Genomic DNA, 25,496 nt, shown 5'->3' with positions numbered 1-25,496 from the left:
AGTGGTAGAAACAGTGTCAAGGTGGGATATGCTACGGATAAAGTTGCTTCAAAACCTATCTTATGATGCGTGTGCAGCAAATGAACCTATAAGATCAGCCAGCACATTTGGTTGCATATTCTGGCTGCAATAATGTTTCATGTTGCTCCAATTGGTGCATAATCACCTTCGTAAGCCAACAAGGTAGAGTACAAATGATATGAGATTTGACTCTGTATAAACTCACACAGAGATTGTATACAGTTTTACATCAACTGTATAATTTTTGCTATCATAAAGTAATACACAGATACTAGAACCATAATAAATACAGCTTAAATGGATTTAAACGGTGTTTTTGAGCAACATTTTCGACTTCGCCTATAAAGCCAACAACCGCAACGTGGCGCTGCTGCGGGCGCACTACGCCGAGGGTAAGTACCAGGGCTCGGGCAAGGGCCTGTTGCTGGTGCTATTGCTGGTTTTGCTGGCCATTGGGGGCCTGTTCGTGTGGGCCGCCTGGACGCTGGGTGCCGCCCTCTGGCACTGGGGCGAATCGGTGCAGTGGTGAATAGGTGAGCGGGCGTTGTTTCACGGCACCCTCATCTTCCCTGCTTACCTTTGCGGGCATGAAAATGCTATATTTTGCCGGCCTGCTCTGCTTGCTGGCGGCCTGCCAGAGCCAGCCCAGCGCGGAGCAACAGGTGGCCACGGCCGAAAAGACCGTACTGGCCCGCCACGATTCGCTGATGGCCCAAATGGACCAGCTCTACGAGCTGCGCCAGCAGCTGGCCAAAGCGCCGGCCGCCGACACCGTGGCTATCGGCCAGGCCCGCAGGGCCCTCGTGGGCGCCGAAAACGGGATGATGGACTGGATGCACCGCTACCGCCGCCCGGCCGACACCGTGGTCGACGCCCGCCGGCTGGTTTACTATTCTATGCAGCAGGAACGCATCGATTCGGTGGGCCGTTTGTTTGATAGCAGTCAGGCCACCGCCCGCCAGTTGCTGGGCACCGCGCCCGCGGCGGCACCTTCGTCCTCTGTTACTCAATAAGCTGTTTTATATAATGACCTATCCGCTTCGTCGTGCCGGCCTGCTGCTGGCCGCTGCCGGGGCCGCCCTGAGCCTTTCGCTCGGCGGCTGCTCATCGGCCCCCGAAAACCCAGTTGAGCGCCTGCCGGTGCTGGGCTTTAAGTCTGCCGAGCCCACCTCGGCCGCCGACACGCTGCCCGACCCCATTCCGGCCTTCCGCCTCACCAACCAGGACCGGCAGGTAATCACCAACCAGACTTTTGCGGGCAAGGTGTACGTCACCGATTTCTTCTTTGCGACTTGCCCCAGCATCTGCCCCAAAATGCAGAGCGAGCTGCTGCGCGTGTACAAGGCCTTCGAACCCAACCCCAACGTGCTGTTTCTGAGCCACACCATCGACCCGGCCCACGACTCGATTCCGGTGCTGCGCGACTACGCCGAGCGGCTGGGCATCAACGACGCCTCGCGCTGGCACTTCGCCACGGCCCCCCGCGACTCCATTTTCGCGCTGGCCAAGGCCTACATGACCGGCGCGCAGGTGGACGCGACTGTACCCGGCGGCTACGCCCACAGCGGCACCTTCGCCCTCGTCGATTCGCGGCGCCGGGTGCGGGGCGTGTACGACGGGATGGTGGCCGCGCAGGTCGACCAGCTCATTAAGGACATTCCGGTACTGCTGAAGGAGGAAGCCGAGGCGCCGCAGCCCGTGGCAGCCAAATGAGGAGCCGCCCGCTACGGCTGCTGGGGGCCGGCAGTCTGCTCCTGACACTTGCCTTCTCGCTGGAAAGCTGCTTTACCGAACGCCAGAACGAAGGCGCCCAGCTCTACGCCGCCCACTGCAGCAGTTGCCACGGCGACCAGGGCCAGGGCCTGGAGCGCCTCATCCCGCCCGTGGCCGCCGCCGACTACGTGGCCCAGCACCGCGCCGAGTTGCCCTGCCTCATCCGCAAGGGCATGCAGGGCGATATTGTAGTCAATGGCATCCACTACAACCAGATAATGCCCGGCCACGAAGACCTGACCGACTCACAAATCACCAACCTGCTCAACTTCGTGCAAACCAACTGGGGCAACAACAACCAGCCCTACACCATGCGCGAAACCTCGGAGCTCCTCGGCCGCTGCAACGGCTCGGATGGGCAGTAGCGGTGATTAGAGATTAGAGAAGAACGTCATTCTGAGCAACGCGAAGAATCTCGCGTGCATTCGTCGAACGATAACCGTTTCAACGAATGCACGCGAGATTCTTCGCGTTGCTCAGAATGACGTTCTTTTTTGGTTCTTATTTCGTCTGCTTCGCCAGCCAGTCGCCTACAACTTTGAGGGCAGATGGAGCAAATGTTTCCTCGATTTCGGCGTAGTGACTGGTGCCGGCCGCATCGGTTTGGAAGAGGTGGTTGAGGCCGGGCAGGGCGCGCACCGTGACGTTGGAATTGCGGGCGGCTTTGAGGCCCCGCTCGATGGCAGGCAGGTTTTCGTCGGCAGCTACCTGCAAATCGGTGGTGCCATTGATAGCCAGTACGGGGCACTTCACCTTGGTTAGATACGTGGCCGGGTCGGTGAGCAGGAAGCTGCGCAGCCAGGGCGCGGTAAGTCGGCCGGTCTGTTTTTGCGCTTGCTCGGCACTGAGGCTAGGCACCTGCTGCTGCATAACGACGGCCAGTTGCTGCGTGGCCTCGGCCGTAGTGGCAGTAGCGGGCAGGCGGTGCAGCGCGGCAAACAGGGCGGTGTGCAGGCGCCGGTTGGCCCCAATAGCAGCCGAATCGACGCCGGCGGCACGGGCCAGGTCAACTTGCTGGCGCAGCAGAATGGCGTCGCCGGGCAGGCCGGGGCCGGCCAGACTCACCACAAAATCGGGGCCCTGGGGCTGGGCCGCGGACTGCCAGGCAATGAGGCCGCCTTCACTGTGCCCAATCAGGCCCACTTGGCGGGATTTGATATCGGGGCGGGTGCGCAGGTAGGCCAGCGCCGCCTGGACATCGGCCGTGAAATCGGTGGTGAGGGCCCCAGCGAAGGTGCCGCCCGATTTGGCCGTGCCCCGGTCGTCGTAGCGCAGCACCGCAAAGCCCCGACGGGTTAGGTAATCGGCCAGCACCAGAAACGGCTTGTGGCCAAACACGGCTTCGTCGCGGTCTTCGGGGCCCGAGCCCGATACCAGCACCACGGCCGGAAACGGGCCTTTGCCCTGGGGCAGCGTGAGCGTGCCGGCCAGGTTGAAACCACCCTTAGCATTGGGAAACGTGAGGTCGAGGGCGCGGTAGGGCAGCGGGCCTTTGGGCTCCTGGGGCCGGGCCGGGGCGGCGGCGGCCTGCGCTTCGGCACTGCTGCGCACCAGCGTCAAGGGCAATTGCGCGCCACCCTGGCTCCAGATGCCGGTTACCCGCTGCCCGTCGGCGGCAAAGCGGCCGGCAAACTTGCCCCCGATTTTATCGGCGTCCAGCAGCAGGCTGTCGTGGCGGATAATGGCACTACTCAAGAGCATCCCCGTGAGGCCCTGCTGGGGCACGGCCAGCGTTCCGGTAAGCGCGGCAGCGGGGCCTTTCAGCTCGAACACGGTGCGCAGGGCGCGGCCCGAAACGTCGAGGCTGCCCTCCCAGATACCGGCGGGGGCGGGGCTGTTTTGGGCCTGGGCCGCGGTGGCACCAAGCAGGCAGGCGGCGAGTAGAAAGTAGGGCGTTTTCATGACGGCTAAGGCAAAAAGTAAAAGGATGAATTTGATGTTCTGAAAAGTAGACCAGCGAACCTTCAGCAAAGCCGGTGGCCATGGAACTGAGACAAAGGTGCAGTGGGCAATCAAGCGCCGAAACTCTTCAGGACGACCCAACAGCCCAACCGGATAAACACCTCCGCCGGGCGGATGAACCGCGTTCATCCGGTAGCATTGCAGTCCGCCGGATGGGGCCGTACCTTCGTCGGGGCCGCTGAGAGTGGATTTCTGATCAGGAAAACCACTTGCTTAGCCGGCCTTCACTCCCACCCCCTCACTACCTTGCCCATGAAAACCTGGCTGCTGTTGTTGCGCGATGCACTGGTGTGGGGCGGGTTGGGGCTGCTGCTGTGGCTGGCAACCTCGAAGCTGCCGTCAAATATGCAGCTGAAGGCCCAGCACTCGTTATTTCCTGCTCTGGCGCTAACCGCGGCGGCCATTTATGGTAACAACCTGGGGTTGGTACCCTGGCTGTTTGATCGGGGGCGCTACGGGCGCTACGCGCTGGCGCTGCTGGCATGGGTGCTGCTGCTGCACGGGGCCGGGCAGCTTATCTGGCCCGAAATTTACGCCCACAATGCACTGCAGCCGGGGTCCAATAGCCTGTTTATGATATTGGTGGCCTTGGGGCTACTACTGACGTGGCGCACGGTGGTGCAGCGCCAGCAGCGGCTGCAAGCGCAGCTCTTAACCCGCGAGCAACAGTTGCGGCTGCTGGAAGCCCAGGTGAATCCGCACTTCCTGTTCAACACGCTCAACAGCCTCTACGCCCTGAGCCTGACCAACAGCCCCCAAACGCCCGACATGCTGCTGGCCCTAGCCGGGCTGATGCGCTACCAGCTCGAAAGCACCAAGCACGCTCAAGTGCCACTTTCCGACGAGCTGGACTACCTGCGCGACTACGCCCGCCTCCAGGAGCTGCGGCTCGGGGCCCGCTGCCCGGTTACCCTCATAATGCCTTCCGAAGAGGACGTAGCCGGCCTCACAGTGCCGCCGCTGCTGTTTCTGGCGTTGGTTGAAAACGCCTTTACCTATGGCACCCGCCGGGCCGTGGGCAGCTTTGTGACGCTGGAGCTAACGGTGCAGGAGCGGCGGCTGGCCCTGACGCTGCGCAACGCCCTGCCCCCGCCCACTGACCAGCAGGGCGGCACCGGCACAGGCCTCGTCAACACCCGCCAGCGCCTCGCGTTGCTCTACCCCAACCGCCATAAATTACTGGCGGGGCCCGACCCCACCACGCCCGACCAGTTCCTCACCCAACTTACGCTAGCCCTATGACTACCGCGCCCCTGACCGTGCTGATTGTGGACGACGAGCCGTTGGCCCACGACGTGCTGCGCACTTACGTGGAGCGCGTGGCCCACCTGCGGGTAGCCGGCCACTGCTACACGGCCGCCGAGGCGCTGTCGTTTCTGCATAATCAGGCCGTCGATGTGGTGCTGCTCGACATTCAAATGCCCGAAATGAGCGGCCTGGAGCTATTGGCGGCCCTGCCCCACCCGCCCCACATTATCCTCACCACCGCCCACGCCGAGTTTGCCCTCGAAGGCTACGAGTTTGGCGTAGTCGATTACCTGCTCAAGCCTGTGCCGTTTCCGCGGTTTCTGAAGGCGGTGGGGCGCTTGCCCGGAGCTGGGGCCACTCCGGCCTTAGTACCCGCAAACCCGCCGCCACCCGCGGCAGTTGTCGCCGCACCGGCCGCGCTGCTGCTGCGCGACGGGGCCAGCACCCACCGCGTACCACTGGCCGATATTCTGTGGCTCGAAGCCTACGGCAACTACGTGAAGGTGCACACCGCCGCCGGCCGGCTGGTGGTTACCGATACGCTGCGCCGGCTGCTGGCCGAGCAGCTGCCCGCCCCGGCCTTCCTGCGAGTACACAAGTCGTACGTGGTGCCGCTGCCGCAGGTGGAGCGCCTGGCGGGCAACCAGCTGACGCTGCGCAACGGCCAGATGCTGCCGTTGGGTGCCGCCTTTCGGCAGGATTTTTTGCGCCACTGGCCGGGAACTGTCGGTTAAGCCAGGCAGTTGTTTTTAGAGCAGCGGTTTGGCTGCCGGCCGGTTTTGGTCGTGCATCTTCCCCCAAACCTGCTTAGCTTGCAGCTTCATTTCTTTGCTTGAATATGGCCCTGTTTAACTTTCTAAAGAAGAAGACCGAAGACACTGCTTCGGCCCCCGCTACTCCTGCTCCGGCCCCGGCTGCCGACACCAGCCCGGCCCAGCCAGCGGCCCCGGCCGAGCCGGCCGGCCCGCGCTACAAAGGCTCTAACTACCAGATGCCTGCCCCGCAGGCCCCGGCCCCCATGCCGATGATTCCGCCGGCCCCGCCCATTGCCATGCCCGGCATGATGGGCGGCCCGGCCGAAGACCAGATGGAGGCGCAGGCCGCTTTCGAGCCCACCAATATTCTGGAGCAGCTGCTGATGCAGGCCTCCTACGACCCGCAGTTCCGGCCGCCTTTCTATCAGGCCCTGCTGGGCGAAGAGCTGACGGTAGTACTGGCCGCCCGGGAAGACCAGGAGCCCGGCGAAATCACGCCCTCCGAGGGCATGGAAATTCAGCTGCAGGCCCTGCACGACGGCAAAATTGCCATCTTCACGTCCGTGGAGCGCATTTTCGATAATGGGGCCGTACCCGAGGGTAGCGTTACCTACATGCGCCTGCGCGGGCACGATTTCTTTAGCATGGTTCAGGATGCTGACTGCGCCATCAACCCCTTCTCGGCGGTGGGCAAACTGATGCCAGCCGACGAAATAAAGGCCCTGATGGCCGGCCAGCTTTTCGAGCAAGGCCCGCCGCAGGATGTGCAGGTAACCCTGCATCAGCCCGATCCCGAGCCCACGGCCCTGCTCGACGGCCTGCGCGAGTACAGCGCTACCCAGCCAGCCATTCGCAACGTGTACCTGGCCGAAATGCGTATGCAGAACGCCCCCGAACAGTCGCGCTTGCTTGTGGCCTTCGACACTGAGGAAACCGACCCGGCCTTCATGCAGGATCTAGGGCCCATCATCAAGGGCAACATTGCCGAAGCTCAGTTCGTGGATCTGATGCTGATTGACCCTACTTCCGAGGAGCCGCTGATTCAGTACCTGCTCACCACCGAGCCGGTGTACGCCCGGGCTTAGGGCTTAGGGCTTAGGGCTTAGGGCTTAGGGCTTAGGGCTTAGAAAAGAACGTCATTCCGAGTGGAGTGGCGTTCTTTTCTATTGTAGCCAACCCAAGTTGCGGAGGACGCTGTAGCGGCGGGGCTTGCCCCCGCCCGCCGCCAGAAGGATACGTTGAATAGTTGTTTTGAGGCCCCGTAATGCCCGTGCTAACGGCGGGCGGGGGCAAGCCCCGCCCCTACGTCGTCCTCCGCAACTTGGGTTAGCCATTTATAAAGTACCCGGAATCACTCAGGACGTCAGGTTTCATTGTTCAGGCCTGATTCTTCTACTCCGGTCGGCCCTTAATTTCTGTTACGCATAGCCCGGACCAGCAGCGGGCGCAGTACGAAATACACGACCGGTCCCAGCACCAGAAATGCACCGGCCCAGAGCAGCAGCGCGCCCAGCATGGCCTGCCAGAGCAGGTGGAGCGCCGCCAGCCAGTCGTTGGCCAGCAGGTAGCGCAGCTTGTCAAGCGTAAGTTCGGGTGCTTGGTCGCCCCAAAGCAGCGCACCCTGCCGCAGCAGCGGGATGATGAGCAGCAGCTGCACCGGGCTCCAGAGATGGGCGATGAGCAGGGTTGCAGCCACATTCAGGCGCAGGCGCAACGCCGCGAGAGTGGCCGTAAGCGTCGTCAGACCCAGCACCGGGATAACCCCGCAGGCTGAACCCAGCACCACCGTGAGGGCCAGCTGGTGCGGCGTGAGGCCTTGGCGCAGCAGCCCCAGCAAGGCGTCGGTAAGCCGGCGCTGCCACCAGCTACGGGGTGGTGCGGCGGCGGCGGGGGCAGGAGTATCAGGCAAAACAGCAGCTTCAGAACGAAATAAAACAGACAGTAGTCGCGCGTACTCAGCGCCAGCTGCAAGTGCTACCAGCACTTACAGCTGCGCTGAGTACGCGCGACCGGCTCGCAAAGATAGGCGCACAACTTACCCGGGGCCTATCAAATTCGCCATGCATAGGCTGGGCAGCACGTATCTTCGCGCTGCACCCTTCGCTGGCCAGACTGCTTTTGGCCCCAGAGCCTTCCATGACAAAAGTACACCTGCGGCCCACAGCCCGCCGTCAGTTCGTAGTATTTTGGCTGCTGCTGCGCCAGGCTGCCCGCGAGTTCAGCAACCACGACCCGCTGCGGCTCGGTGCGGCCACGGCCTTCTTCGCCACGTTCGCCCTGCCGCCCATCGTCATCATTCTTATTCAGGGATTGGGGTACCTGTACTCGGCTTCGCAGGTGCGGGTGCTGCTGCTCACTAAACTCTCGCACCTGCTGGGGGCCTCGGCGGCCGGGCTCGTCGAGCAGATTTTGCGCAACGTGACCGATGTGGAGCGCAGCCGGCTGGTTACGTGGTTGGGCTTTGCCTTTCTGGTGTTCATTGCCACCACCCTGTTCGGCGTTATTCAGCACTCCCTTAACCAAGTATGGCAGGTGCGGGTGCGCCGCCGCACCGGCCAGCTGCGCACCGTGCTCAAGGAACGGGCCCGCTCGCTGGGGCTGCTGCTAGCCACGGGCCTGCTCTCCATGCTGGCCTTTCTCTTGGATGCCGCTCTGGGCTTCGTGGCCAGCTATGCCGACTACTTCAACGCCACATTCGGTAATGTGGTGCTGGAGGTGGTTAACCGGCTGTTTTCGCTGCTGATTCTGGTGGGCTGGTGCGCCGTTACCTTCCGCAACCTGAGCTCGGCTAAAATACCGCGCAAGGCCGTCTGGCGCGGGGCACTGCTCACGGGCGGCCTCATCAGCCTGGGCGAAAGTGTGCTGGGGCTGCTGCTGGTGCCGCGCAACTTGGGCCCCATCTACGGGCCGGCCTCCAGCATCGTGCTGGTGCTGCTGTTCGTGTTCTATTCGGCCATGATTTTCTACTTCGGCGCCTGCTTTACCAAAGCCTACGCCCACCACGCCGGCCTCGATATCCGCCCCAAAAAATCGGCCGTGCGCTACAAGCTGGTCGATGTGGTGGAGGAAGAGGAGGTTGGTAGTTAGTGGAAGAACGTCATTCTGAGCGAAGCCGAAGAATCTCTACCTCTGACTAACTTCCCCCGACTGCAACGAAGCGGTAGAGATTCTTCGGCTTCGCTCAGAATGACGTTCCTTCTCTCCCCTCTCGCAAAGCCCTACCTTTGCAGGCTGAACCCCTGACCATGACCCCGACCGAACCGACTACCCCCGCCACCTCGCCTGCCGCCGCCGCTACCTTCGCCGACCTGGGCCTGGCCCCCGAGCTGCTGCAAGCCCTGGAAGAGCTCCAGTTCCAGACGCCCACGCCCGTGCAGGAGCAAGTAGTGCCCATGGCGCTGGCCGGGCAGGATGTGGCCGGGCAGGCGCCCACCGGCTCGGGCAAAACCGCCGCCTACGGCCTGTCGGTGCTGCAGCTGCTCGATTTGAAGCAGGATGCCGTGCAGGTGATTGTGCTGGTGCCGGCCCGCGAGCTGGCCCTGCAGGTACGCGACGCCCTCAAAAAGCTGGGCAAGTACCTGCCCAACCTGCGCGTGGCCGCCTTCTACGGCGGCCACGCGTTCCGCGAAGAAACGGCCTCGCTCACCCAGGCTCCGCACATTGTGGTGGCCACGCCCGGCCGCCTGCTCGACCACTTCGAGCGGCGCACCATCATCCCTAACCAGCTCAAAACCCTCATTCTTGACGAGGCTGACAAGCTGCTGGAGCTGGGCTTTCAGGACGAGTTGGTGGAGATTATCAAGCGCCTGCCCCGCCGCCGCCAGACCCTACTGTTCTCGGCCACGATGTCGGATAAGGTGCTGGACCTGATTCGGAAGAACCTGACCCGGCCGCGGGTAGTAAATGCCGGCCAGGATACCGACGAGCTACCCGAAAACCTGACGCTGCTCGGCCACTTCGGTGCCATCGAGCAGAAGCCCGCCGCGCTGCTGCACCTGTTGAACCTGCCCGAAACCGGCCGCGCCCTCATTTTCTGCAACACCCGCGACCGGTGCATGGAGCTGACCCGCTTTCTGGTGGGCCGCGGCGTGGCGGCTGAGGTGCTACACGGCAAAATGCCCCAGCCCGAGCGCGACAAGGCCTTGCTCAAACTCCGTAACGGCTCCAGCCAGGTGCTGGTAGCCACCGACGTAGCCGCCCGCGGCATCGACGTAACCCAGCTCGACACGGTGGTGCAGTACGACGCCCCCGACAAGGCCGACGGCTTCCAGCACCGGGCCGGCCGCACGGCCCGCGCCGGTGCCGCTGGTACGGCCCACCTGCTGGCTACCGAGAAAGAGCGCGCCCACGTGAGCAAGTGGCCCATAGCCGAGGGCATCAAATGGACGCCCCTGCACGCGCCCAAGCTGCCACCCGCCGCCCCCAAAGCTCCACGCCCCGAAAACGTAACGCTGCACGTATCGGCCGGCAAAAAGGACAAAGTAAGCGCCCACGACCTGGTAGGCGCCTTCGTGAACGTGGGCGGTGTAGCCCGCGAGCAAGTGGGCCACATTGAGGTGTTCGATTATTACAGCTACGTGGCCGTACCCCGCGAGCAGGCTCAGCTGGTAGCCGAGCGCCTGGCCGGCACCAAGGTAAAAGGCCGCAAGGTCCGCGTGTCGATAGTGGCCTAGCCCCAAAGACCGGATTTTCGATATAATTCGCCCGCGCAACAGCCAACTTGGCTGCTGCGCGGGCGAACCCGTTTTGGGGGCACTAGGCCGGGGCCGGCCGGCCGGATGGTGCTGCTTTTGCCAGTTAGGTAACCGCAAGGTGCTGGATAAGCATCTGCAGTTGGTATTCGACCGAAATCCGCTACTTTGCTAAGCGGAGCCATGTGCTTGATTCCGTTCCTTAGTTGCCCACCATTTCCCATCCTTGCCGCTATGGCTGCTCCCATATCATCCGTCCCGCGTTCCTTTAGTGCTGAAACCGCGCCCGGAGCCGAAAGGCCTAATTACACGCCCGCCCTGGCTTCGCTGACGGTCCTGTTTTTCATGATGGGCTTTATCACCTGTTTGAACGACATCCTGATTCCCTATCTGAAGGCCATCTTCAACCTCACCTACACCCAGGCCAACCTGATTAACCTGTGCTTTTTCGGGGCTTACTTCGTGATGGGCATTCCGGCGGGCCGGCTGGTGCAGCGCGTGGGCTACAAGGGCGGCATGCTGACGGGCTTTCTGATTGCCGCACTCGGGGCCTTCCTGTTCTATCCGGCCGCCGACAGCCGCAGCTACGGACTGTTTCTGGGGGCACTGTTCGTGCTGGCTACCGGTGTGGTGCTGCTACAGGTGGCGGGCAACCCGTATGTAGCCATTCTGGGCCCGGCGCAGTCGGCGCCGGCGCGGCTTACGCTCACGCAGGCCTTCAACTCGCTGGGCACCACGGTGGCGCCGCTGCTGGGTTCGGCCCTCATCCTCAACAACCTGCCCGACCTCGACACCGCCGCCTCGGCCGCGGCCATCGACGTAAAGGCCGTACAGACGCCCTACCTGGCCATCGGTGGCGTGCTGGTGCTTATCAGCCTGCTGCTGGCGATGCTCAAGCTGCCCAAAATCACGCACGCGCAGTCGGAGAACGAGGATTTGACCCGCCGCGCTTACCACTACCGCCACCTGGTGTTCGGGGTGCTGGCTATTTTCGCCTACGTGGGCGGTGAGGTGGCCATCGGCTCGCACATCGTCAACTACCTGCACCTGCCCGACGTGATGAGCCTCTCGCCCAAAATTGCCGGCGACAAAGTAGCCTGGTACTGGGGCGGGGCGATGGTGGGCCGCTTTATGGGCGCCTATCTGCTCAACAAGTTCAACCCGGGCCGCCTGCTGGCATTCAATGCGCTGGGCGCAGTGCTGCTGGTGCTGCTGTCGGTGAGCAGCACCGGGGCACTGGCCATGTGGAGCCTGCTGGCCGTGGGCCTGATGAACTCCATCATGTTCGCCACCATCTTCACGCTGGCCGTGCGCGACCTGGGCCGCAATACCGAGGAAGCGTCGGGTCTGCTCAATGTGGGCATCGTGGGCGGCGCCATTATCCCGCTATTGTTCGGCCTGGTAGCCGACAGCAGCGGCCTCCGCTGGGCTTTCATTCTGCCGGTGCTCTGCTACGCCTACATCATGTGGTACGGCCTCAAGGGTCACCGCCCGGCGGCCGTTGCTTCTGCCTGAGCATTAAACTACTGACCGTGTGAAGCTCCTATTTATCTGTAGCCAGAACCGCTGGCGCAGCCTCACGGCCGAAGGGATGCTTGAGCAGCACCCGAACTGCCAGGCCCGCTCGGCCGGCACCGAGCCGGGGGCCAGAGTGCGCGTAACAGCTGGGCATTTGGGTTGGGCCGATGTAGTGCTGGTAATGGAGCGCCGCCACGCCGACATCCTGCGGCAGAAGTTTGGCCCCGAGCTGGCGGGCAAAAGGGTCATCAACCTGCGCATTGCTGATAAATTTCAGTTTATGGACCCACTGCTGGTGGATTTGCTGCGGGAGCGTGTGCGCGAACACCTGGCCGTGGAGGTGTAAGTAGCCCGAAGCCGTATAGCGCCCAACCCTGGTGGGCCGCCGGCCGTTTAGCGCCTCATGCCTTATCTGTTCTTTTTTGCGCTGATGGCCCTGGTGGGCTTCTTTTTCTACCGTTACCTCACCCAGGACGCGCGCCTGAAAAAGGTGGCCCTGGCCAAAGAGTTCCCGGCGGCCTGGCGGCAGGTGCTTAGCGAGCGGGTGGCCTTCTACTTGTCGCTCACCGAAATCGACAGAGTACGCTTCGAGAAGCGCGTGCAGCTGTTTCTGGCCCAGACCCGCGTAACGGGCGTGCAGACCGAGCTGGACGATGCCACCCGGCTGCTGGTGGCCGCCTCGGCCATTATTCCGGTGTTTGGCTTTCCCGATTGGGAATATGGCAACCTGAGCGAGGTGCTGGTAGTGCCCGACGCCTGGACGCTGCAGCGCGACCCCAATAAGGAGTACGTGGGCCTCGAAGGCACCCTGCTCGGCAGCGTGCAGGGCTTCCAGACTTCCCACTACATGCGCCTGTCGAAAACCTCCCTGGAGCGCGGCTTCCAGGATTCGCTCGACCGCCAGAACGTGGGTATCCATGAGTTTGCTCACTTGCTTGATGAGGCCGACGGCGTGATTGACGGAGTGCCCGGCCTGACCCTGCCCGCCGCCCTGCGCCCCGAGTGGGAGGCCGTGATGCAGCGCGAAATCGAGGCCATCCGGGCCGGCAACTCCGAAATCAACAACTACGCGGGCACCAACGAGGCCGAGTTTTTTGCCGTCGTGACGGAGTACTTCTTCGAGAAGCCCGAGAAGCTGCAGGAGCACCACCCCGAGCTATACGGCCTGTTGCTGCTGGCCTTCCGCCAAAACCCCAAAAGCCGTTTCCTGCGCCGCGCCACCGACCCACGCGAGTGGCTGAAGACGCTCAGGAGCCGCCGCAAATTCGGCCGTAACTCACCCTGCCCCTGCGGTAGCGGCAAAAAGTACAAGGACTGCCACTTAGGGCAGGAGGCAGCAGTTTAATTCTTTAATTAACAGCTACACTATGGCTATCGACCTCCACGCTTTTTGGGATACCAACAACCCCAAAAACCCACCACTGACCGACGAGATGCTACGCACCGCAGAAAAGCTGCTGGATGTGCAACTGCCGCCGCTGTTGGTAGCGCTACTGCGGCTGCAGAACGGCGGCTCGACCAACACCTTCGACTTCCCCATGCCTCAGGCTCCCTGGAGGGAGAACCGCGTGAGAATGCATGAGCTATTCGGCATCGTAACCGATGAGGGCCTGAAATCGAACCTGAACATCCTTGATACGGCTTACATGACCGAGGAATGGGACCTGCCCGAGCGGCAGGTCCTCCTGTGGGGCGAAGGCCACTGGTGGGTCACGCTCGACTACCGCACCAGCACAGAGCCTACTGTCCTGTGGATTGATGCCGATGACGCGGTTGAAATGCTGATTGCACCCAGTTTCGAGGCTTTTTACAACGGATTAGTTCCTGCTGCTCCTATGGAGGGATAAGCCCGGCTCGACGGACTTAACTCGAATGGGGCTAATTTGTGGTGATGAAAAGAACCTTCCTCCCTGTTCTCACTGCTGCCGCGCTGCTCACCGCCTGCGCCCCCACTGCCAAAGCGCCCGTCGTTATCGCGCCGCCTGCTGCCGAGCAGCCCGCCGTGGCAGCCGCGCCCAACTGGCCGGCGCTGGCCCAAACTTACCTCGACTATTATTCGGGCGAATACCAGCGCCTGTACACCGCCTCGGCCGAGGCCGAGTGGCGCTCCAACATCCATATTGTACCCGGCGATACAGCCAACGCTGGGGCCACGGCCCGCGCCAACGAGCGGATGGCAGCTTTTACCGGCTCTACCGAAAACATTACCCGCCTGCGCCAGCTGCTGGAGCACAAAGCCGAGCTAACCGGTTTGCAGGTGAAGCAGCTCGAAGCGGCCCTTTACAACGCTGCCAATTCGCCCCAGACAATTGCCGACGTGGTGAAGACCCGCATTAAGGCCGAAACCCAACAGACCGAAAAGCTCTACGGCTTCGACTATAAATACCAGGGCAAGTCGGTAACCACCAACGACCTCGATGAGTTGCTGCGCAAGGAGAAGAACCCCGCCCGGCGGCAAAAGCTTTGGGAGGCCAGCAAGGAAATAGGGCCGACGCTGAAGCCCGGCCTGCTGAACCTGCGCAACCTGCGCAACCAGACGGTGCAGGCCCTGGGCTACCCCGACTACTTCACCTACCAGGCCTCCGACTACGGCCTGAACCGGCAGGAGATGATGACGCTGGTACGCCAGCTCAACGACGAGCTGCGTCCGCTCTACCGCGAGCTGCACACCTACGCCCGCTACGAACTGGCCAAACAATACGGCGTGAAGAAGGTGCCCGACTACCTGCCGGCCTCGTGGCTGCCCAACCGCTGGGGCCAGGACTGGAGCAGCATGGTGGACGTGAAGGGCCTCGACCTCGATCCGGTGCTGGCCAAAAAAGGCGCCGAGTGGCAGGTGCAGCAGGCTGAGCGCTTTTACCAAAGCCTGGGTTTCCCGGCGCTGCCGCCGGTGTTCTACGAGAAATCCAGCCTGTACCCGCTGCCCAAGGGGGTTGATTACAAGAAGAACAACCACGCCTCGGCCTGGCACATGAACCTGGAGCAGGACGTGCGCAGCCTGATGAGCGTGGAGCCCAACACCGAGTGGTACGAAACCACGCACCACGAGCTGGGCCACATTTACTATTACCTCAGCTACACCAACCCCGAAGTGCCGGTGCTGCTGCGCGGCGGCGCCAACCGCGCCTACCACGAGGCCATGGGCAGCCTGATGGGCCTGGCGGCTCGCCAAAAGCCGTTTCTGGCCGGCCTGGGGCTGATTGACCCCAAGGTGAAAACCGACGAGATGCAGTCGTTGCTGAAAGAGGCGCTGGGGTCGGTGGTGTTTATTCCGTTTGCCTCGGGCGTGATGAGCGAGTGGGAGAACAGCTTCTACGCCGACAACCTGTCCGCCGACCAGCTGAATGCCCGCTGGTGGGAGCTGGCCAAGCAGTATCAGGGCATTGTGCCGCCCACGGCCCGCGGTGAGCAGTACCTCGACCCGGCCACCAAAACCCACATAAACGACGACCCGGCCCAGTACTACGACTACGCCCTGAGCTACGTCATCCTGTTCCAGCTCCACGACCACATTGCCAAAAATATCCTCAAGCAGGACCCGCACGCTACCAACTACTACGGAAGCAAGGAGGTCGGCACATTCCTGGCCGACATTATGCGGCCCGGTGCGAGCAAGGACTGGCGCACGGTGCTGAAGGAGAAAACCGGCGAGGACCTCTCGGCCCGCGCCATGGTCGAGTACTTCCAGCCGCTGATGGCTTACCTCAAGGAGAAGAACAAGGGCCGCAAGTACACCATGTAATTCCCACGGTCTGGCCGCTTTGCCAGACCGTGCTTTTTGCCCACGTCATGCAACACTCCTGCCCTTTCGCGGCCCGCGGCCAGCTGGCGCTTTTGCTGTTGCTGGTGGCTCTGGGCTGCGCCTTGTCCGCAACGGCGCAGCAGCAGCTGGCCCCGGCCACCCCGCTCGCCATTGGCCAGACGTTTACGTTGGCCTCGCGGGTGCTGGGCGAAACCCGGCGCATCAACGTGTACATGCCCCCGGGCCCGCCCGATTCGGCGCGGGCTGCGCTACCGGTACTTTACATGCCTGATGGTGGTATGGCAGAGGATTTTCTGCACGTGGCGGGGTTGGTACAGGTGCTGGTGGGCAACGGCACTATGCGGCCCTTTCTGCTGGTGGGCATCGAGAACACCGAACGCCGCCGCGACCTGACCGGCCCCACCACCGATCCGCAGGACCGCAAAATAGCCCCACGGGTAGGCGGTTCGGCAGCTTTCCGGCAGTTTCTGCGCCAGGAACTGATGCCCGAAGTGGCGAAGCGCTACCGCGTAACGACCGAAAAAGCCATCATTGGCGAGTCGCTGGCCGGGCTGTTTGTGGTGGAAACACTGCTCGCCGAGCCCGATTTATTCGATACTTACCTGGCCTTCGACCCCAGCCTGTGGTGGAACAAGGAGCGCTTGCTGCAAACTGCCCCGGATTTTGCGCGCCAGTATAAAGGCCCGCCCAAAGTGCTGTACATGGCCGCCAGCAGCCAGCCCGATATTGCCCGCGCAACCCGGGAGCTGGGCGTTATACTGCAGCAGGCCGCCAACCCGCGGCTCACTGTTATGGCCCTTTCACTCCCCCTCGAAACACATCAGACAATTTACCATCCGGCCGCACTGCTGGGTCTGCGGGCCGTATTTTCGCCCAGCCTCTCAAAGAAGTAGACTGAAGTCAGGTATCATCAAAAAAAGACTGCCCGAGAGGAGCAGTCTTTTTTCGGTAGCGCACAGCAACTGGTTGCTACTGCGCGTCGTTTTCACCTATCCGGCGGTCCAGAACTTTGTTCATACCGGCCATGCGGGCAAGCACGAGAGTATGAATCCCGGGGTCGTTGAGGTTGAGGCCGTTGTTGCGGGCCATCAGGTAGCGGGTGAGCGTCGCATTGTCATCGAGGGTAATGGAAAGCTCGCGCTGAGCGGCCTCCCAATCGGCGTTGTGCTGGGCTTGCAGATACTGGAACCGCAGTTCAATGGTGCGGCTGACGAGTACCGACAAGTGCTTCAACACTTCCTCTTCCGCCTCCGATAGGGTCCGCTCCTCCCGCCCGATAACGGCCATCATGCCGATGCGTGAGCCGTCGGGCGTACGTAGAGCCGCGCCGGCATAGAAACTCAGGCCCATCTGCAAAGCCACATCTGGTTTGATGATCTGACAACTGTCGGGCGAATAGTCGGAGGTAACGATAGGCACATCGACCAGGATAGCAGCCGAACAAAGGCTGGAGTTGCGGGGCATCTCTGTCAGGTCATCAACTCCGGCCACTGCCTTAAACCAGACGTGCTCTTCATCGACCAGGGAAATTATCGCAATGGGTGTACTGAACAGCTGCGCTGCCCATGCCACGTACTCGTCAAAAATGGGCTCAGGGGGTGTATTCGCAATCTGGTAAAGGTGCAGGGCCCGCAGCCGGGCAGCCTCATCGGCTGGAATCAGGCTATCGGGAAAGGAAATGCTCATGCAGTGAAGTTAGTAGTTAGCCGGAGAAACCGGCAGGTCGAGCAGCACAAAGCGGGCATCGACCGTTGCCTGAATCTCAAGTACATGCTCATCGGTAGCCCGCAGTTGGTCGCTGGTGCCTACATCGAGGCCGTTGACAAAAAGCTGCCCCTCGAGCACGTAAATGAAAGTATTCCGGATAGGAAAGGTTTTAAAGCGCACCGTCTCGTCGGCATCGAGGTTGCACCAGTAAATAGTGCTGTTGGAATTGATGTACAGCAGGTCTTCAAGTACTTTCTGGCCCGAGGCCACCGGAACCAGCTTGTTGCTGGTATCAAACAGATTGACATCTTTCTGCTCGTAGCAGGGAGCCAGGCCGCTCTGGCTGGGTAGCAGCCATATCTGGAAGATATGCGTGGGCGTGTCGGTGGCGTTCATCTCGGCATGAGCCAGACCTGTACCGGCCGTAATACGCTGCGCATCGCCTTTTTTAATGGTTCCGCGGTTGCCTACCGTGTCGTTGTGCTGCAGCTCGCCGTCGAGTACCAGCGTCACAATCTCCATCTCGGAGCGCGGCTGCTGCGGATAGCCGCCCTTACCCTGAATAGTCGCGTCGTTGAACGCGCGCATTGGGCCAAAGTGCTCGTTGTTGGGGTCGTTGTAATCGGCATAGCTGAGCAGATAATAGCTGCTCAGCCAATTGGTCGGGGTTGCATGGTAACGGTCGGTGGCAGGAATCAGTTTCAGCATCGGGAAAGAGGAGTCAGGTGAGTAGTGTCCCGATTTACGCAGCCCGCCCCGGTAAGTTAGGCACGGTGCTCATCAGGAACCGGCCCTGCCGCCAACGAAGGCAGCAGGGCCGGAAAACGGGTACCTTAAAGATAACCTCGGGTTACTGGAGCAGCTTATAGGCAACTGCCCGGCCAACCTGGGCCAAAGGAGCAGTCCACTTACACTTTCTTCATCGTGGAAACCTGCTGCTGCAAATCGAGCACAATGCTGGCCAGGCGGCTCAGCGAAAGGTCGGCAATGGGAAAGGTGCTGCTGATATAGGCCTTGGCCTCCCAGATTTCCACCACGTCCTCCACGTCGATTTCGTAGGGCGAGTACAGCGGGTTATCGGAATGCAGCGCCAGCATGGCGTTGTCTTTGAGGCGGTTGAAGACGCGCTTGAACACGATACCTTCCTTGCTGCTGACGATAATGCAGGGCGTACCGTCCTTGAGGTTCAGCCAGTCATCGACGTAACGGCCCACGATTACGGTGCCGCTGGCAATAGGCAGCATCGAGTCGCCGGCAATTTCGAAGGCCCGGAAAGTGCCCGAGCTACCCAGCATGGGCAGCCGGAACTTGGGCAGTTCTTCCAGGTACTCGGGGTCGGCGTAGCCGTTGAGGTAGCCGGCGGCGGCCTTCTGGGGCACCAGCTCGATGTTCTCGTTTTGCTCGCGGTCCACCGTCAGGGCCAGGATGCGCAGCTTGCCGCCGCCCGCGTACACGGCGCTGGTGTCGGTGGCCGCCATCTGGGCGTTCTGGGCCTGCAGCTGGGCAGCTGCTTTGGCGTTCTTCTTTTTGCTAAAGTCGGTGGTTACCAGCGCGTCGAGCGTGATGCCGAACAGGCGGGCCATGTTCACGAGGGTCGCCAGCTTGGGCTCAGCCCGGCCTTCCTCGTAGGCGCCCACCAACGAGCGTTTGATGCCCAGCTTTTCGGCCATCTGGGCCTGGGTGAGGCTCAATTCGCGCCGCCAGAATTTGAGGTTGGTGTTAATCATAACGCAGGGAGAGCCGGGAAAACGAAACGATAAGGGCAAGTATGGACCGGCTCACGAAGATAGGAACTCCATTACGATAATACTAATTCAATTAGCCGAAAATTTTACTAATATTTTTGCGCTTTGTCAGCTATTGAAATTTGGTCAAGCGGAACGGTGCTGGCTCATCAGGTTGTCATTCCGAGCAGCGCCAGGAATCTCGATGGAGCCGTTGAACGCAGTTGTTCAGTGGCTTCCCCCAGATTCCTCGCGCTGCTCGGAATGACAGTTCCAAGCCGCTGTTCTACTCGCCGCGCAGGCGCCGGAAGTACTGCTGGGCCAGTCGCAGCCGGAAGTAATCGTAGTCTTCGCGCAGGTGGTCGAACAGGTCGCGCAGCAGGGGCTGGCCGCCGAGCTGGGCCACGGCAGTCTGGATGTTGGCCAGGTCCTGCGCCGACAGAAAATCTTCCAGCCGCAGGTCGGCACCGTTGGTATAAAGCGTGCTCAAGTGGCTCTGGATGGTGCTCAGGGCCAGGCCCCGGCGCTCGGCAATGGCCTCGGCGCTCAGGCCCATGCGATGGAGCTGGAAGGTGGTGTCGATGGTCGAGCCGGCGTCGGTATTCGCCTCCTTTTTGCGCGGGGCGCGAGCCGCCCCCGGGTCGTCGGGGTCGAGGTTGGCGGGCAGCTCGTCGCCGAACTCGGCCTGGGCGGCGGGGTTGCCGCCGTGGGCCAGCACCTCGCGGATGAAGGCCTCGCCGTAGGTGTCGTACTTCTTCATGCCCACGCCCGAAATGCCCAGCATGGCCACCCGGTTTACCGGCCGCTCGGCCGCCATTTCCGTCAGCGTGGCATCGGTGAAGATGACGTAAGGCGGTACGCCCTGCTCGTCGGCAATGCGCTTGCGCAGGGCGCGCAGGGCCTCAAACAGCTGGGCTTCGCGCGAGGTAGGAGTAGCAGCCGAAGCGGCGGCGGCGGCTTTGCGGCCCCGGGGCTTCTTCTCGGCCTTCTCGGCGGGCTGAAACTTCTTCATCGAAACCGGCCGCTGGCCCAGCAGCACCTCGCGGCCCAGGTCCGTGATTTTCAGCGCGTAGCCTTCCTCGTAGGCGATGTACACCAGGCCGTCGTTGATTATCTGGTGCACATAGCTGTACCAATCGAGGTAGGGCAGGTCGCGGCCGGCACCGTAGGTTTTTATCTGGTCGAAGCCGCCGCTGAGTACGGCCTGGTTGCGCATGCCGCGCAGCACGTCAATCAGTAGGCTGATGCTGAGCCGCTCGCGCCCCCGCACCAACGCCGACAGGGCCTTCTGGGCTATTTCGGTGCCGTCGAAGGTGGTGGGCGGGTTGCGGCAGATGTCGCAGTTGCCGCAGTCGTGGGGCAGGGTTTCGCCGAAGTAGTTGAGCAGCACGCGGCGGCGGCAGCCGGCGGCCTCGGCAAACTGCTGCATGCGCTCCAGCTTGGTGAGGTTGAGCTGGGTGAGCGTGGGGTTTTCCTTGCTCAGCATGTCGCGCAGGCTCATTACATCGCCAAACGAGTAGAACAGCAGGGCCGTGGCGGGCGTACCGTCGCGGCCGGCGCGGCCGATTTCCTGGTAGTAGCCCTCGATGTTTTTGGGCAGGTTGTAATGAATCACCCAGCGCACGTTGCTCTTGTCGATGCCCATGCCGAAGGCGATGGTAGCCACGATTACCTGCAAATCGTCCTTGAGAAACCCTTCCTGCACCGCGCTGCGCTGGTTGGGCGTGAGGCCGGCGTGGTAGTAGTCGGCCTTGATACCCTTGGCCTGGATTTTCTGGGCCAGCGTTTCGCACTGCTTGCGGCTCAGGCAGTAAATGATGCCCGCCTCGCCCTGGTGGCGCTCCAGAAACTCCAGAATGCCCCCCACCCTATCCTGCCCCGGCCGCACGATGAGGTTGAGGTTGGGCCGGTCGAAGCTCGACAAAAACACCTTGGGCCGGTTCAGGCGCAGCTGCTGCTGAATGTCGCGGCGGGTGAGGCGGTCGGCGGTGGCGGTGAGGGCGATGATGGGAATTTCGGGGAACTGCTCGCGCAGTATTCGCAGCTTGGTGTACTCGGGCCGGAAGTCATGGCCCCAGGAGCTGATGCAGTGGGCTTCATCAATGGCGAACATGCTCACTTTAAGCCGCTTCAGAAAGCTCAGAAAGCCATCGGAGAGCAATTTCTCGGGGCTCACGTAGAGCAGCTTGAGGTGGCCGTTGAGGCAGTCGGCGGCAATGTTATTGGCCTCGCTTGCGCCGATGCTGGAGTTGATGTAGGCGGCCGGGATGCCGTTGGCTTTCAGGGCTTCCACCTGGTCTTTCATCAGGGCTATCAGCGGCGACACCACAATGCAGACGCCTTCCTGCACCACGGCCGGCACCTGGAAGCAGACGCTTTTGCCGCCGCCGGTGGGCATGAGTACCACCGTATCCTGCCCGCCCATGATGTTGCTGATAATGTCCTCCTGCATCGGCCGGAACGTGTCGTAGCCGTAGTACTTCTTCAGCACAAGGCGGGCAGATTCGATGGTCGGGGCGAGGGGTTCGGCGGCGAATAACATAGCGTAAAGGTACGGTAAATGGCGGCGGGGGAAAGCAGGAAATGAACCTGCGCAAAGTGGAAATCGTGCACGCGACCCGCAAAACTCTGCACACCCTTAGTCGGCACGAGCCCGTAGAAGAGCGACGTCCAGGACGTGGCAACTGTGCAACTGCGCTGCCGGCCAATAGCCGCCAGCAGTACGCTGCGCACTGCCTCGCATTCCCCGCGTTTTATCCATCCAACCACCTTTTATCCATTCTCAATGGCCCATTCCACCACCTCCGCTACACAGAACCAGCAGGTTCTCGACGCCCTCGCCCGCTGCAGTGCCGCCTGCGAAATGTGCGCCACCGCCTGCCTGCGCGAAGACGACATCAAGATGATGGTGCCCTGCATTCGCCTCGACCGCGACTGCGCCGACATCTGCCGCCTCACCCACGCCTTCATCGCCCGCGGCTCCGACCACGCCCAGCACGTGCTCAAGGAGTGCCTCGAAATCTGCCAGAAGTGTGCCGACGGGTGCGGCCAGCATAAGCACGAGCATTGCCAGCAGTGTGCCGAAGCCTGCCGCGCCTGCATCGAGGCCTGCAAGAGCTACCAGAAGTAGGCTGTTACGCCATTGCGAGCACACGAAGCAATCCGTGCCTTCAACATGGCAACTTTCAGCAAGCATAAAGCCCCTGACTCCAGTACGGTCGTTAGGGGCTTTATGCTTTTACAGTTTATTTTGCGTTGCTCCTACGGATCAATCGCGCTGTCTTGAGGGTGTCGCGTCCCTGGTTCTCGCAACAATAAATCCTCCCCCACGCCCAGCTACTGATCTACCGATCATCGCAGGTGTTGTCTAGACCTATTTCCTGCCACCTTACTTCTGCAGGAAGGTCCGCAGTTCTTATACAACTTCTCGTCGCTTAATTGATTACTTCCACTCCACTCTGCTGCAACACCAGATCCAGGCGATAGTCATAACTGCCATCGGAGCGTTTGGCGGCACGCTCCAGCGTGGTAGTGCCTTGCCAGCGCGGCACCTGACCGCCAGTAGGTGGCACTGCATAAAACGTTTTACTGGGGTCGGCAGGTACAATTTGGCGGCGAGTTGCATGAGTAGCGTCGAAGTCGCCCACCCACTGCTTGTAGTTGTAGCTGTAGTAGTCGTTGTGAACTTCGTACGGGCCAACGGGGCCGGATTCCTTGATAGTAAACCAGTAAAACAGCGGCGCTATTTCGGGCAGGTAAAGGCGGATGGCAAAGGCATCGGGGCGGTTCGGTCCGAAAAGCACGCTGGACCCAAATGATTCCGTAGCCTCCAGTGTAAGCTGGCCGGCCGCGTCGGAGCGCAGTTCCTGCAGGGGGTAGCCCTGCTTCCAGACAACTACCCTTTGCGGGGGCAGCGGCCGGCCGACGGAATCGAGTAGCGTCAGGTGCAGGGTATAGCTGACGGAACGCTGGCCTATGGAAAATGCCCAGACAACTCCGGTGGCCGCCGCCACTACCAGGCCGCCTACCACGATGGCAATAATTTTCAGCATATCTAGCAAGATGGCGTTAGTATGGCCGCAAGATAAGGCAGCCTGTTACAGCACCTACAGGTCCGGACAAGTAGTACTGCTAAACTCTCCTGCTAGCCAGCTAGCATAATACCTGCTCTTTACCTCCCCCTACCGGACCCTAAAACGGACACCAGCGAAAAGCCCAGAACCCACCGTTCTGGTAGATTCCAGGCTTCGGAGTTACGGACCAGAGTTTACCTCCGCAGCTCCAGCACCACGGCCGTTTTGGCAGGCAGCGTCAGCGTGTTCAGGTCGGTCAGTTCCTCGCCCGTCAGCACGTTTTTGGCTTTCGTGAAGCCACTCATGCGCTCCGCGAAACGGGCGGTGGGCAGGCTGGCGGGCTTGTCGGTGGTGTTGGTGGCCACCATCACGGTGCCGGCGGCATCGTAGCGGAAGTAAACGTAGAGGCCGTTTTCGGGCAGGTACTGCATCAGCTGACCCGAGCTGAGCGTGGGATGCGTTTTACGATAGGTGGCCAGGGTACGCATGAAGTTGAAGGCGTCATTTTCGGCAGCAGTGCGGCCGGCGGCGGTGAACTTGTTGTCCTTGTCGCCCGGAAAACCGCCGGGAAAGTCGCGGCGCACTTCGGCATCCGAAGGATCCTTGTAGTTCTTCATCAGGATTTCGGTGCCGTAATAGATGCTCGGAATGCCGCGGGTGGTCAGCATCCAGGTCAGCCCCATTTTATACTTGGCAACGTCCTCCCCTACTTCCGACAGGAAACGGTTGTGGTCGTGATTATCGAGGAAGGTGACCAGCTTGTTGGCGTCCTGGTACACGGCATCCTGCGCCAGGGCCTGGTACACGCGCTGGGCGCCGTTGTCCCAGCCGGTGGCGGCGGGGGTGCCCACTTCCTTCAGGGCAGCCAGCATGCCGCCTTCCAGCACGAAGTCGAGGGCTCCGGGCTGATTGGATTTGAAGGGGAAATCCATCTTGTTGCGCACGTAGTAGGCCTGGTCCACCACGTTGTTCACCCACGACTCGCCGAAGATGTGAATGTTGGGGTATTGGGCCAGCAGTGCCGCGTTGCAGCGGTTCATGAACGGCTGGTCGTTGTAGAGGTAAGTGTCAATCCGCCAGGCATCCACCCCAAAGTTTTCTACCGACCAGAGCGCGTGCTGAATCAGGAAGTTAGCCACGTAGGGGTTCTGCTGGTTGAGGTCGGGCAGGAAGGGGACGAACCAGCCGTCGGTGGTCACGAGCCGGTCGATTTTCGCCGCGTGCGGGTCGGTAATGGGCTGATAGCGGTAGCTGGTGTTGGTGTAGCTGGGCCACTGATGCAGCCAGTCCTTGGAAGGTAAATCCTTCACAAACCAGTGGTTGATGCCCACGTGGTTGTACACGGCATCCTGCACCACTTTCAGGCCCTTGGCATGCGCTTTCTGTACCAAATCGAGGTAGGCCGCATTGCCGCCCAGCCGCCTATCGACGGTGTAATGGTCGGTAAAACCGTAGCCGTGGTAGGCCGAGCGCATGGTGCCGCCCTCATCGGTCAGGGGCTGGTCGTTTTCGATGACCGGCGTAAACCAAACGGCCGTTACGCCTAAGTCCTGCAGATAATCGAGGCGCTGGGCCGCGCCCTGCAGGTCGCCGCCGTGGCGCAGGAAGGGGTTGGCGCGGTCGGCATTGGGGTCGGCCAGGTCTTTGAACTTGTCGTTTTTCGGGTCGCCGTTGAAGAACCGGTCGGGCATGGCCAGGTAAATCAGGTCGGCATCGGTTACGCCCTGGCCCTTGGGGCGGTTGTCGCGGGCCTTCAGCTCCCATTTCTGGGTGATAAGCTTGTTGCCGCTCCGGCCCACCAGCCGCACGGTGCCGGGCTGGGCATCGGGGGCAATGGTGAGGTCGAGAAACGCATAGTTGGGGTTCTCGACGGTGTGGGTTTCGGTGAGCGTAACACCGGGATATTCGACGGTGTAGCTCAGAGTGCCGGCCTGCGGACCGTACACGAGCAGCTGCACCTTCGGCTCCTGCATGCCCACCCACCAGTTGGTCGGGTTCACGCGGGTGATGGACTGGGCGATAGTCAGCAGCGGCAACAGCAGCAGGAGCAACAGGAGCAGTTTTTTCATGAGGCGAGGAGGAAGGCAGGCAGGATTGATGGGCAAGATAAGCGGGTGAGGGCCATAACAACCATGTCATGCTGAGCGAAGGCGCAGCCGTAGTCGAAGCATCTCTACCGCTTCGTTGCCATACTAACCTGCCGTTAGGGTTAGCACTGCGATAGAGATGCTTCGACTGCGCCTCCGGCTTCGCTCAGCATG

General features: G+C 61.5%; 24 protein-coding genes. 16 read left to right on the top strand and 8 right to left on the bottom strand.

The annotated features are described in order from the left end of the window. Positions 1–337 precede the first annotated feature (337 nt). Genes D0N36_RS03725 through D0N36_RS03710 form a run of 4 tightly spaced genes read left to right on the top strand, consistent with a single transcriptional unit; the run spans position 338 to position 2,159 of the window. Positions 338–550, top strand: coding sequence for a hypothetical protein (locus tag D0N36_RS03725; RefSeq protein WP_190242502.1), 213 nt, complete (start codon positions 338–340; stop codon positions 548–550). Positions 551–608: 58 nt separating this feature from the next. Beyond that, positions 609–1,034, top strand: a complete 426-nt coding sequence (locus tag D0N36_RS03720) for a hypothetical protein (RefSeq protein ID WP_116939816.1) — start codon at positions 609–611, stop codon at positions 1,032–1,034. A gap of 13 nt (positions 1,035–1,047) precedes the next feature. Continuing rightward, positions 1,048–1,734: an SCO family protein gene (locus D0N36_RS03715; RefSeq protein WP_116939814.1), complete on the top strand. Its 687-nt coding sequence runs from the start codon at positions 1,048–1,050 to the stop codon at positions 1,732–1,734. Then, complete coding sequence (locus D0N36_RS03710) at positions 1,731–2,159, top strand: c-type cytochrome (protein ID WP_116939812.1); 429 nt, start codon at positions 1,731–1,733, stop codon at positions 2,157–2,159. The genes D0N36_RS03715 and D0N36_RS03710 overlap by 4 nt, the downstream gene beginning before the upstream one ends. A 136-nt stretch (positions 2,160–2,295) precedes the next feature. Here the strand turns inward: D0N36_RS03710 and D0N36_RS03705 are convergent, their stop codons facing one another. Further along, positions 2,296–3,696 carry an alpha/beta hydrolase family protein gene (locus tag D0N36_RS03705; protein ID WP_190242501.1) on the bottom strand — a complete coding sequence of 467 codons (1,401 nt, stop codon included), beginning with the start codon at positions 3,694–3,696 and terminating at the stop codon, positions 2,296–2,298. A gap of 312 nt (positions 3,697–4,008) precedes the next feature. On the opposite strand from D0N36_RS03705, the gene D0N36_RS03700 reads away from it, so the two are divergent. The 3 genes from D0N36_RS03700 (at position 4,009) to D0N36_RS03690 (ending at position 6,844) form a co-directional block, all read left to right on the top strand. Continuing rightward, entirely contained in the window at positions 4,009–4,998 is a 990-nt protein-coding gene (locus D0N36_RS03700) for a sensor histidine kinase (RefSeq protein WP_190242500.1), read from the top strand. After that, positions 4,995–5,738, top strand: a complete 744-nt coding sequence (locus D0N36_RS03695) for a LytR/AlgR family response regulator transcription factor (RefSeq protein WP_116939804.1) — start codon at positions 4,995–4,997, stop codon at positions 5,736–5,738. The genes D0N36_RS03700 and D0N36_RS03695 overlap by 4 nt, the downstream gene beginning before the upstream one ends. A 104-nt stretch (positions 5,739–5,842) precedes the next feature. Then, positions 5,843–6,844, top strand: a complete 1,002-nt coding sequence (locus tag D0N36_RS03690) for an enhanced serine sensitivity protein SseB (RefSeq protein ID WP_116939802.1) — start codon at positions 5,843–5,845, stop codon at positions 6,842–6,844. A 323-nt stretch (positions 6,845–7,167) separates the two neighbouring features. On the opposite strand, the gene D0N36_RS03685 is transcribed toward D0N36_RS03690, so the two are convergent. Then, positions 7,168–7,668 (bottom strand): DUF2062 domain-containing protein, encoded by a 501-nt coding sequence (locus D0N36_RS03685; RefSeq protein ID WP_190242499.1) that lies wholly within the window; start codon positions 7,666–7,668, stop codon positions 7,168–7,170. Between the two features lie 227 nt (positions 7,669–7,895). Here D0N36_RS03685 and D0N36_RS03680 point away from each other — a divergent pair, with 227 nt between their 5' ends. From D0N36_RS03680 to D0N36_RS03645, 8 genes are all read left to right on the top strand, one after another. After that, positions 7,896–8,846, top strand: a complete 951-nt coding sequence (locus tag D0N36_RS03680) for a YihY/virulence factor BrkB family protein (RefSeq protein WP_116939798.1) — start codon at positions 7,896–7,898, stop codon at positions 8,844–8,846. Positions 8,847–9,004: 158 nt separating this feature from the next. Continuing rightward, positions 9,005–10,432: a DEAD/DEAH box helicase gene (locus D0N36_RS03675; RefSeq protein WP_147320735.1), complete on the top strand. Its 1,428-nt coding sequence runs from the start codon at positions 9,005–9,007 to the stop codon at positions 10,430–10,432. 252 nt (positions 10,433–10,684) lie between these two features. Beyond that, a complete protein-coding gene (locus D0N36_RS03670; RefSeq protein ID WP_116939794.1) occupies positions 10,685–11,965 on the top strand; it encodes a sugar MFS transporter in 1,281 nt (426 codons plus the stop codon). Between the two features lie 19 nt (positions 11,966–11,984). Further along, entirely contained in the window at positions 11,985–12,314 is a 330-nt protein-coding gene (locus D0N36_RS03665) for a low molecular weight protein tyrosine phosphatase family protein (protein ID WP_116939791.1), read from the top strand. 57 nt (positions 12,315–12,371) lie between these two features. Next, entirely contained in the window at positions 12,372–13,313 is a 942-nt protein-coding gene (locus D0N36_RS03660) for a M90 family metallopeptidase (RefSeq protein ID WP_116939789.1), read from the top strand. Positions 13,314–13,335: 22 nt separating this feature from the next. Then, positions 13,336–13,815, top strand: coding sequence for an SMI1/KNR4 family protein (locus tag D0N36_RS03655; RefSeq protein ID WP_116939786.1), 480 nt, complete (start codon positions 13,336–13,338; stop codon positions 13,813–13,815). 44 nt (positions 13,816–13,859) lie between these two features. Further along, positions 13,860–15,710: a M2 family metallopeptidase gene (locus tag D0N36_RS03650; protein WP_116939783.1), complete on the top strand. Its 1,851-nt coding sequence runs from the start codon at positions 13,860–13,862 to the stop codon at positions 15,708–15,710. A gap of 47 nt (positions 15,711–15,757) precedes the next feature. Beyond that, positions 15,758–16,624 carry an alpha/beta hydrolase gene (locus D0N36_RS03645; RefSeq protein ID WP_116939781.1) on the top strand — a complete coding sequence of 289 codons (867 nt, stop codon included), beginning with the start codon at positions 15,758–15,760 and terminating at the stop codon, positions 16,622–16,624. 76 nt (positions 16,625–16,700) lie between these two features. Here D0N36_RS03645 and D0N36_RS03640 read toward each other — a convergent pair whose 3' ends face one another. The 4 genes from D0N36_RS03640 to recQ all read right to left on the bottom strand — a co-directional run bounded on the left by D0N36_RS03640 (position 16,701) and on the right by recQ (position 21,704). Continuing rightward, positions 16,701–17,417, bottom strand: a complete 717-nt coding sequence (locus D0N36_RS03640) for a GAF domain-containing protein (RefSeq protein WP_116939778.1) — start codon at positions 17,415–17,417, stop codon at positions 16,701–16,703. Between the two features lie 9 nt (positions 17,418–17,426). After that, positions 17,427–18,146: a pirin family protein gene (locus tag D0N36_RS03635; protein WP_116939776.1), complete on the bottom strand. Its 720-nt coding sequence runs from the start codon at positions 18,144–18,146 to the stop codon at positions 17,427–17,429. A 200-nt stretch (positions 18,147–18,346) separates the two neighbouring features. Then, positions 18,347–19,165 (bottom strand): LexA family transcriptional regulator, encoded by an 819-nt coding sequence (locus D0N36_RS03630; protein WP_116939773.1) that lies wholly within the window; start codon positions 19,163–19,165, stop codon positions 18,347–18,349. Positions 19,166–19,448: 283 nt separating this feature from the next. Then, positions 19,449–21,704 carry a DNA helicase RecQ gene (recQ, locus tag D0N36_RS03625; RefSeq protein ID WP_116939770.1) on the bottom strand — a complete coding sequence of 752 codons (2,256 nt, stop codon included), beginning with the start codon at positions 21,702–21,704 and terminating at the stop codon, positions 19,449–19,451. Positions 21,705–21,947: 243 nt separating this feature from the next. Between recQ and D0N36_RS03620 the strand changes: the two genes are divergently transcribed. Further along, positions 21,948–22,292 (top strand): four-helix bundle copper-binding protein, encoded by a 345-nt coding sequence (locus D0N36_RS03620; RefSeq protein WP_116939767.1) that lies wholly within the window; start codon positions 21,948–21,950, stop codon positions 22,290–22,292. Between the two features lie 304 nt (positions 22,293–22,596). On the opposite strand, the gene D0N36_RS03615 is transcribed toward D0N36_RS03620, so the two are convergent. Together D0N36_RS03615 and D0N36_RS03610 are read right to left on the bottom strand one after the other, a co-directional pair. Continuing rightward, positions 22,597–23,214 (bottom strand): hypothetical protein, encoded by a 618-nt coding sequence (locus D0N36_RS03615; protein ID WP_116939764.1) that lies wholly within the window; start codon positions 23,212–23,214, stop codon positions 22,597–22,599. A gap of 215 nt (positions 23,215–23,429) precedes the next feature. Then, entirely contained in the window at positions 23,430–25,304 is a 1,875-nt protein-coding gene (locus tag D0N36_RS03610) for a glycoside hydrolase family 13 protein (protein WP_116939762.1), read from the bottom strand. Between the last annotated feature and the right edge of the window lie 192 nt (positions 25,305–25,496).

The organism is Hymenobacter lapidiphilus, from assembly GCF_003417065.2.
Taxonomy (GTDB): domain Bacteria; phylum Bacteroidota; class Bacteroidia; order Cytophagales; family Hymenobacteraceae; genus Hymenobacter.
Note: the sequence above shows the minus strand (reverse complement) of the source record. Positions and strands in the feature narration are given on the sequence as shown.

Bases quoted from the DNA above. Each gene is read 5' to 3' on its own strand.
- D0N36_RS03620 (WP_116939767.1), top strand. From the start codon at position 21,948: ATGGCCCATTCCACCACCTCCGCTACACAGAACCAGCAGGTTCTCGAC.
- D0N36_RS03635 (WP_116939776.1), bottom strand. From the start codon at position 18,146: ATGCTGAAACTGATTCCTGCCACCGACCGTTACCATGCAACCCCGACC.
- D0N36_RS03715 (WP_116939814.1), top strand. From the start codon at position 1,048: ATGACCTATCCGCTTCGTCGTGCCGGCCTGCTGCTGGCCGCTGCCGGG.
- D0N36_RS03675 (WP_147320735.1), top strand. From the start codon at position 9,005: ATGACCCCGACCGAACCGACTACCCCCGCCACCTCGCCTGCCGCCGCC.
- D0N36_RS03705 (WP_190242501.1), bottom strand. From the start codon at position 3,696: ATGAAAACGCCCTACTTTCTACTCGCCGCCTGCCTGCTTGGTGCCACC.
- D0N36_RS03720 (WP_116939816.1), top strand. From the start codon at position 609: ATGAAAATGCTATATTTTGCCGGCCTGCTCTGCTTGCTGGCGGCCTGC.
- D0N36_RS03660 (WP_116939789.1), top strand. From the start codon at position 12,372: ATGCCTTATCTGTTCTTTTTTGCGCTGATGGCCCTGGTGGGCTTCTTT.
- D0N36_RS03710 (WP_116939812.1), top strand. From the start codon at position 1,731: ATGAGGAGCCGCCCGCTACGGCTGCTGGGGGCCGGCAGTCTGCTCCTG.
- D0N36_RS03695 (WP_116939804.1), top strand. From the start codon at position 4,995: ATGACTACCGCGCCCCTGACCGTGCTGATTGTGGACGACGAGCCGTTG.
- D0N36_RS03645 (WP_116939781.1), top strand. From the start codon at position 15,758: ATGCAACACTCCTGCCCTTTCGCGGCCCGCGGCCAGCTGGCGCTTTTG.
- D0N36_RS03670 (WP_116939794.1), top strand. From the start codon at position 10,685: ATGGCTGCTCCCATATCATCCGTCCCGCGTTCCTTTAGTGCTGAAACC.
- D0N36_RS03650 (WP_116939783.1), top strand. From the start codon at position 13,860: ATGAAAAGAACCTTCCTCCCTGTTCTCACTGCTGCCGCGCTGCTCACC.
- D0N36_RS03655 (WP_116939786.1), top strand. From the start codon at position 13,336: ATGGCTATCGACCTCCACGCTTTTTGGGATACCAACAACCCCAAAAAC.
- D0N36_RS03690 (WP_116939802.1), top strand. From the start codon at position 5,843: ATGGCCCTGTTTAACTTTCTAAAGAAGAAGACCGAAGACACTGCTTCG.
- D0N36_RS03630 (WP_116939773.1), bottom strand. From the start codon at position 19,165: ATGATTAACACCAACCTCAAATTCTGGCGGCGCGAATTGAGCCTCACC.
- D0N36_RS03640 (WP_116939778.1), bottom strand. From the start codon at position 17,417: ATGAGCATTTCCTTTCCCGATAGCCTGATTCCAGCCGATGAGGCTGCC.
- recQ (WP_116939770.1), bottom strand. From the start codon at position 21,704: ATGTTATTCGCCGCCGAACCCCTCGCCCCGACCATCGAATCTGCCCGC.
- D0N36_RS03700 (WP_190242500.1), top strand. From the start codon at position 4,009: ATGAAAACCTGGCTGCTGTTGTTGCGCGATGCACTGGTGTGGGGCGGG.
- D0N36_RS03680 (WP_116939798.1), top strand. From the start codon at position 7,896: ATGACAAAAGTACACCTGCGGCCCACAGCCCGCCGTCAGTTCGTAGTA.
- D0N36_RS03610 (WP_116939762.1), bottom strand. From the start codon at position 25,304: ATGAAAAAACTGCTCCTGTTGCTCCTGCTGCTGTTGCCGCTGCTGACT.
- D0N36_RS03615 (WP_116939764.1), bottom strand. From the start codon at position 23,214: ATGCTGAAAATTATTGCCATCGTGGTAGGCGGCCTGGTAGTGGCGGCG.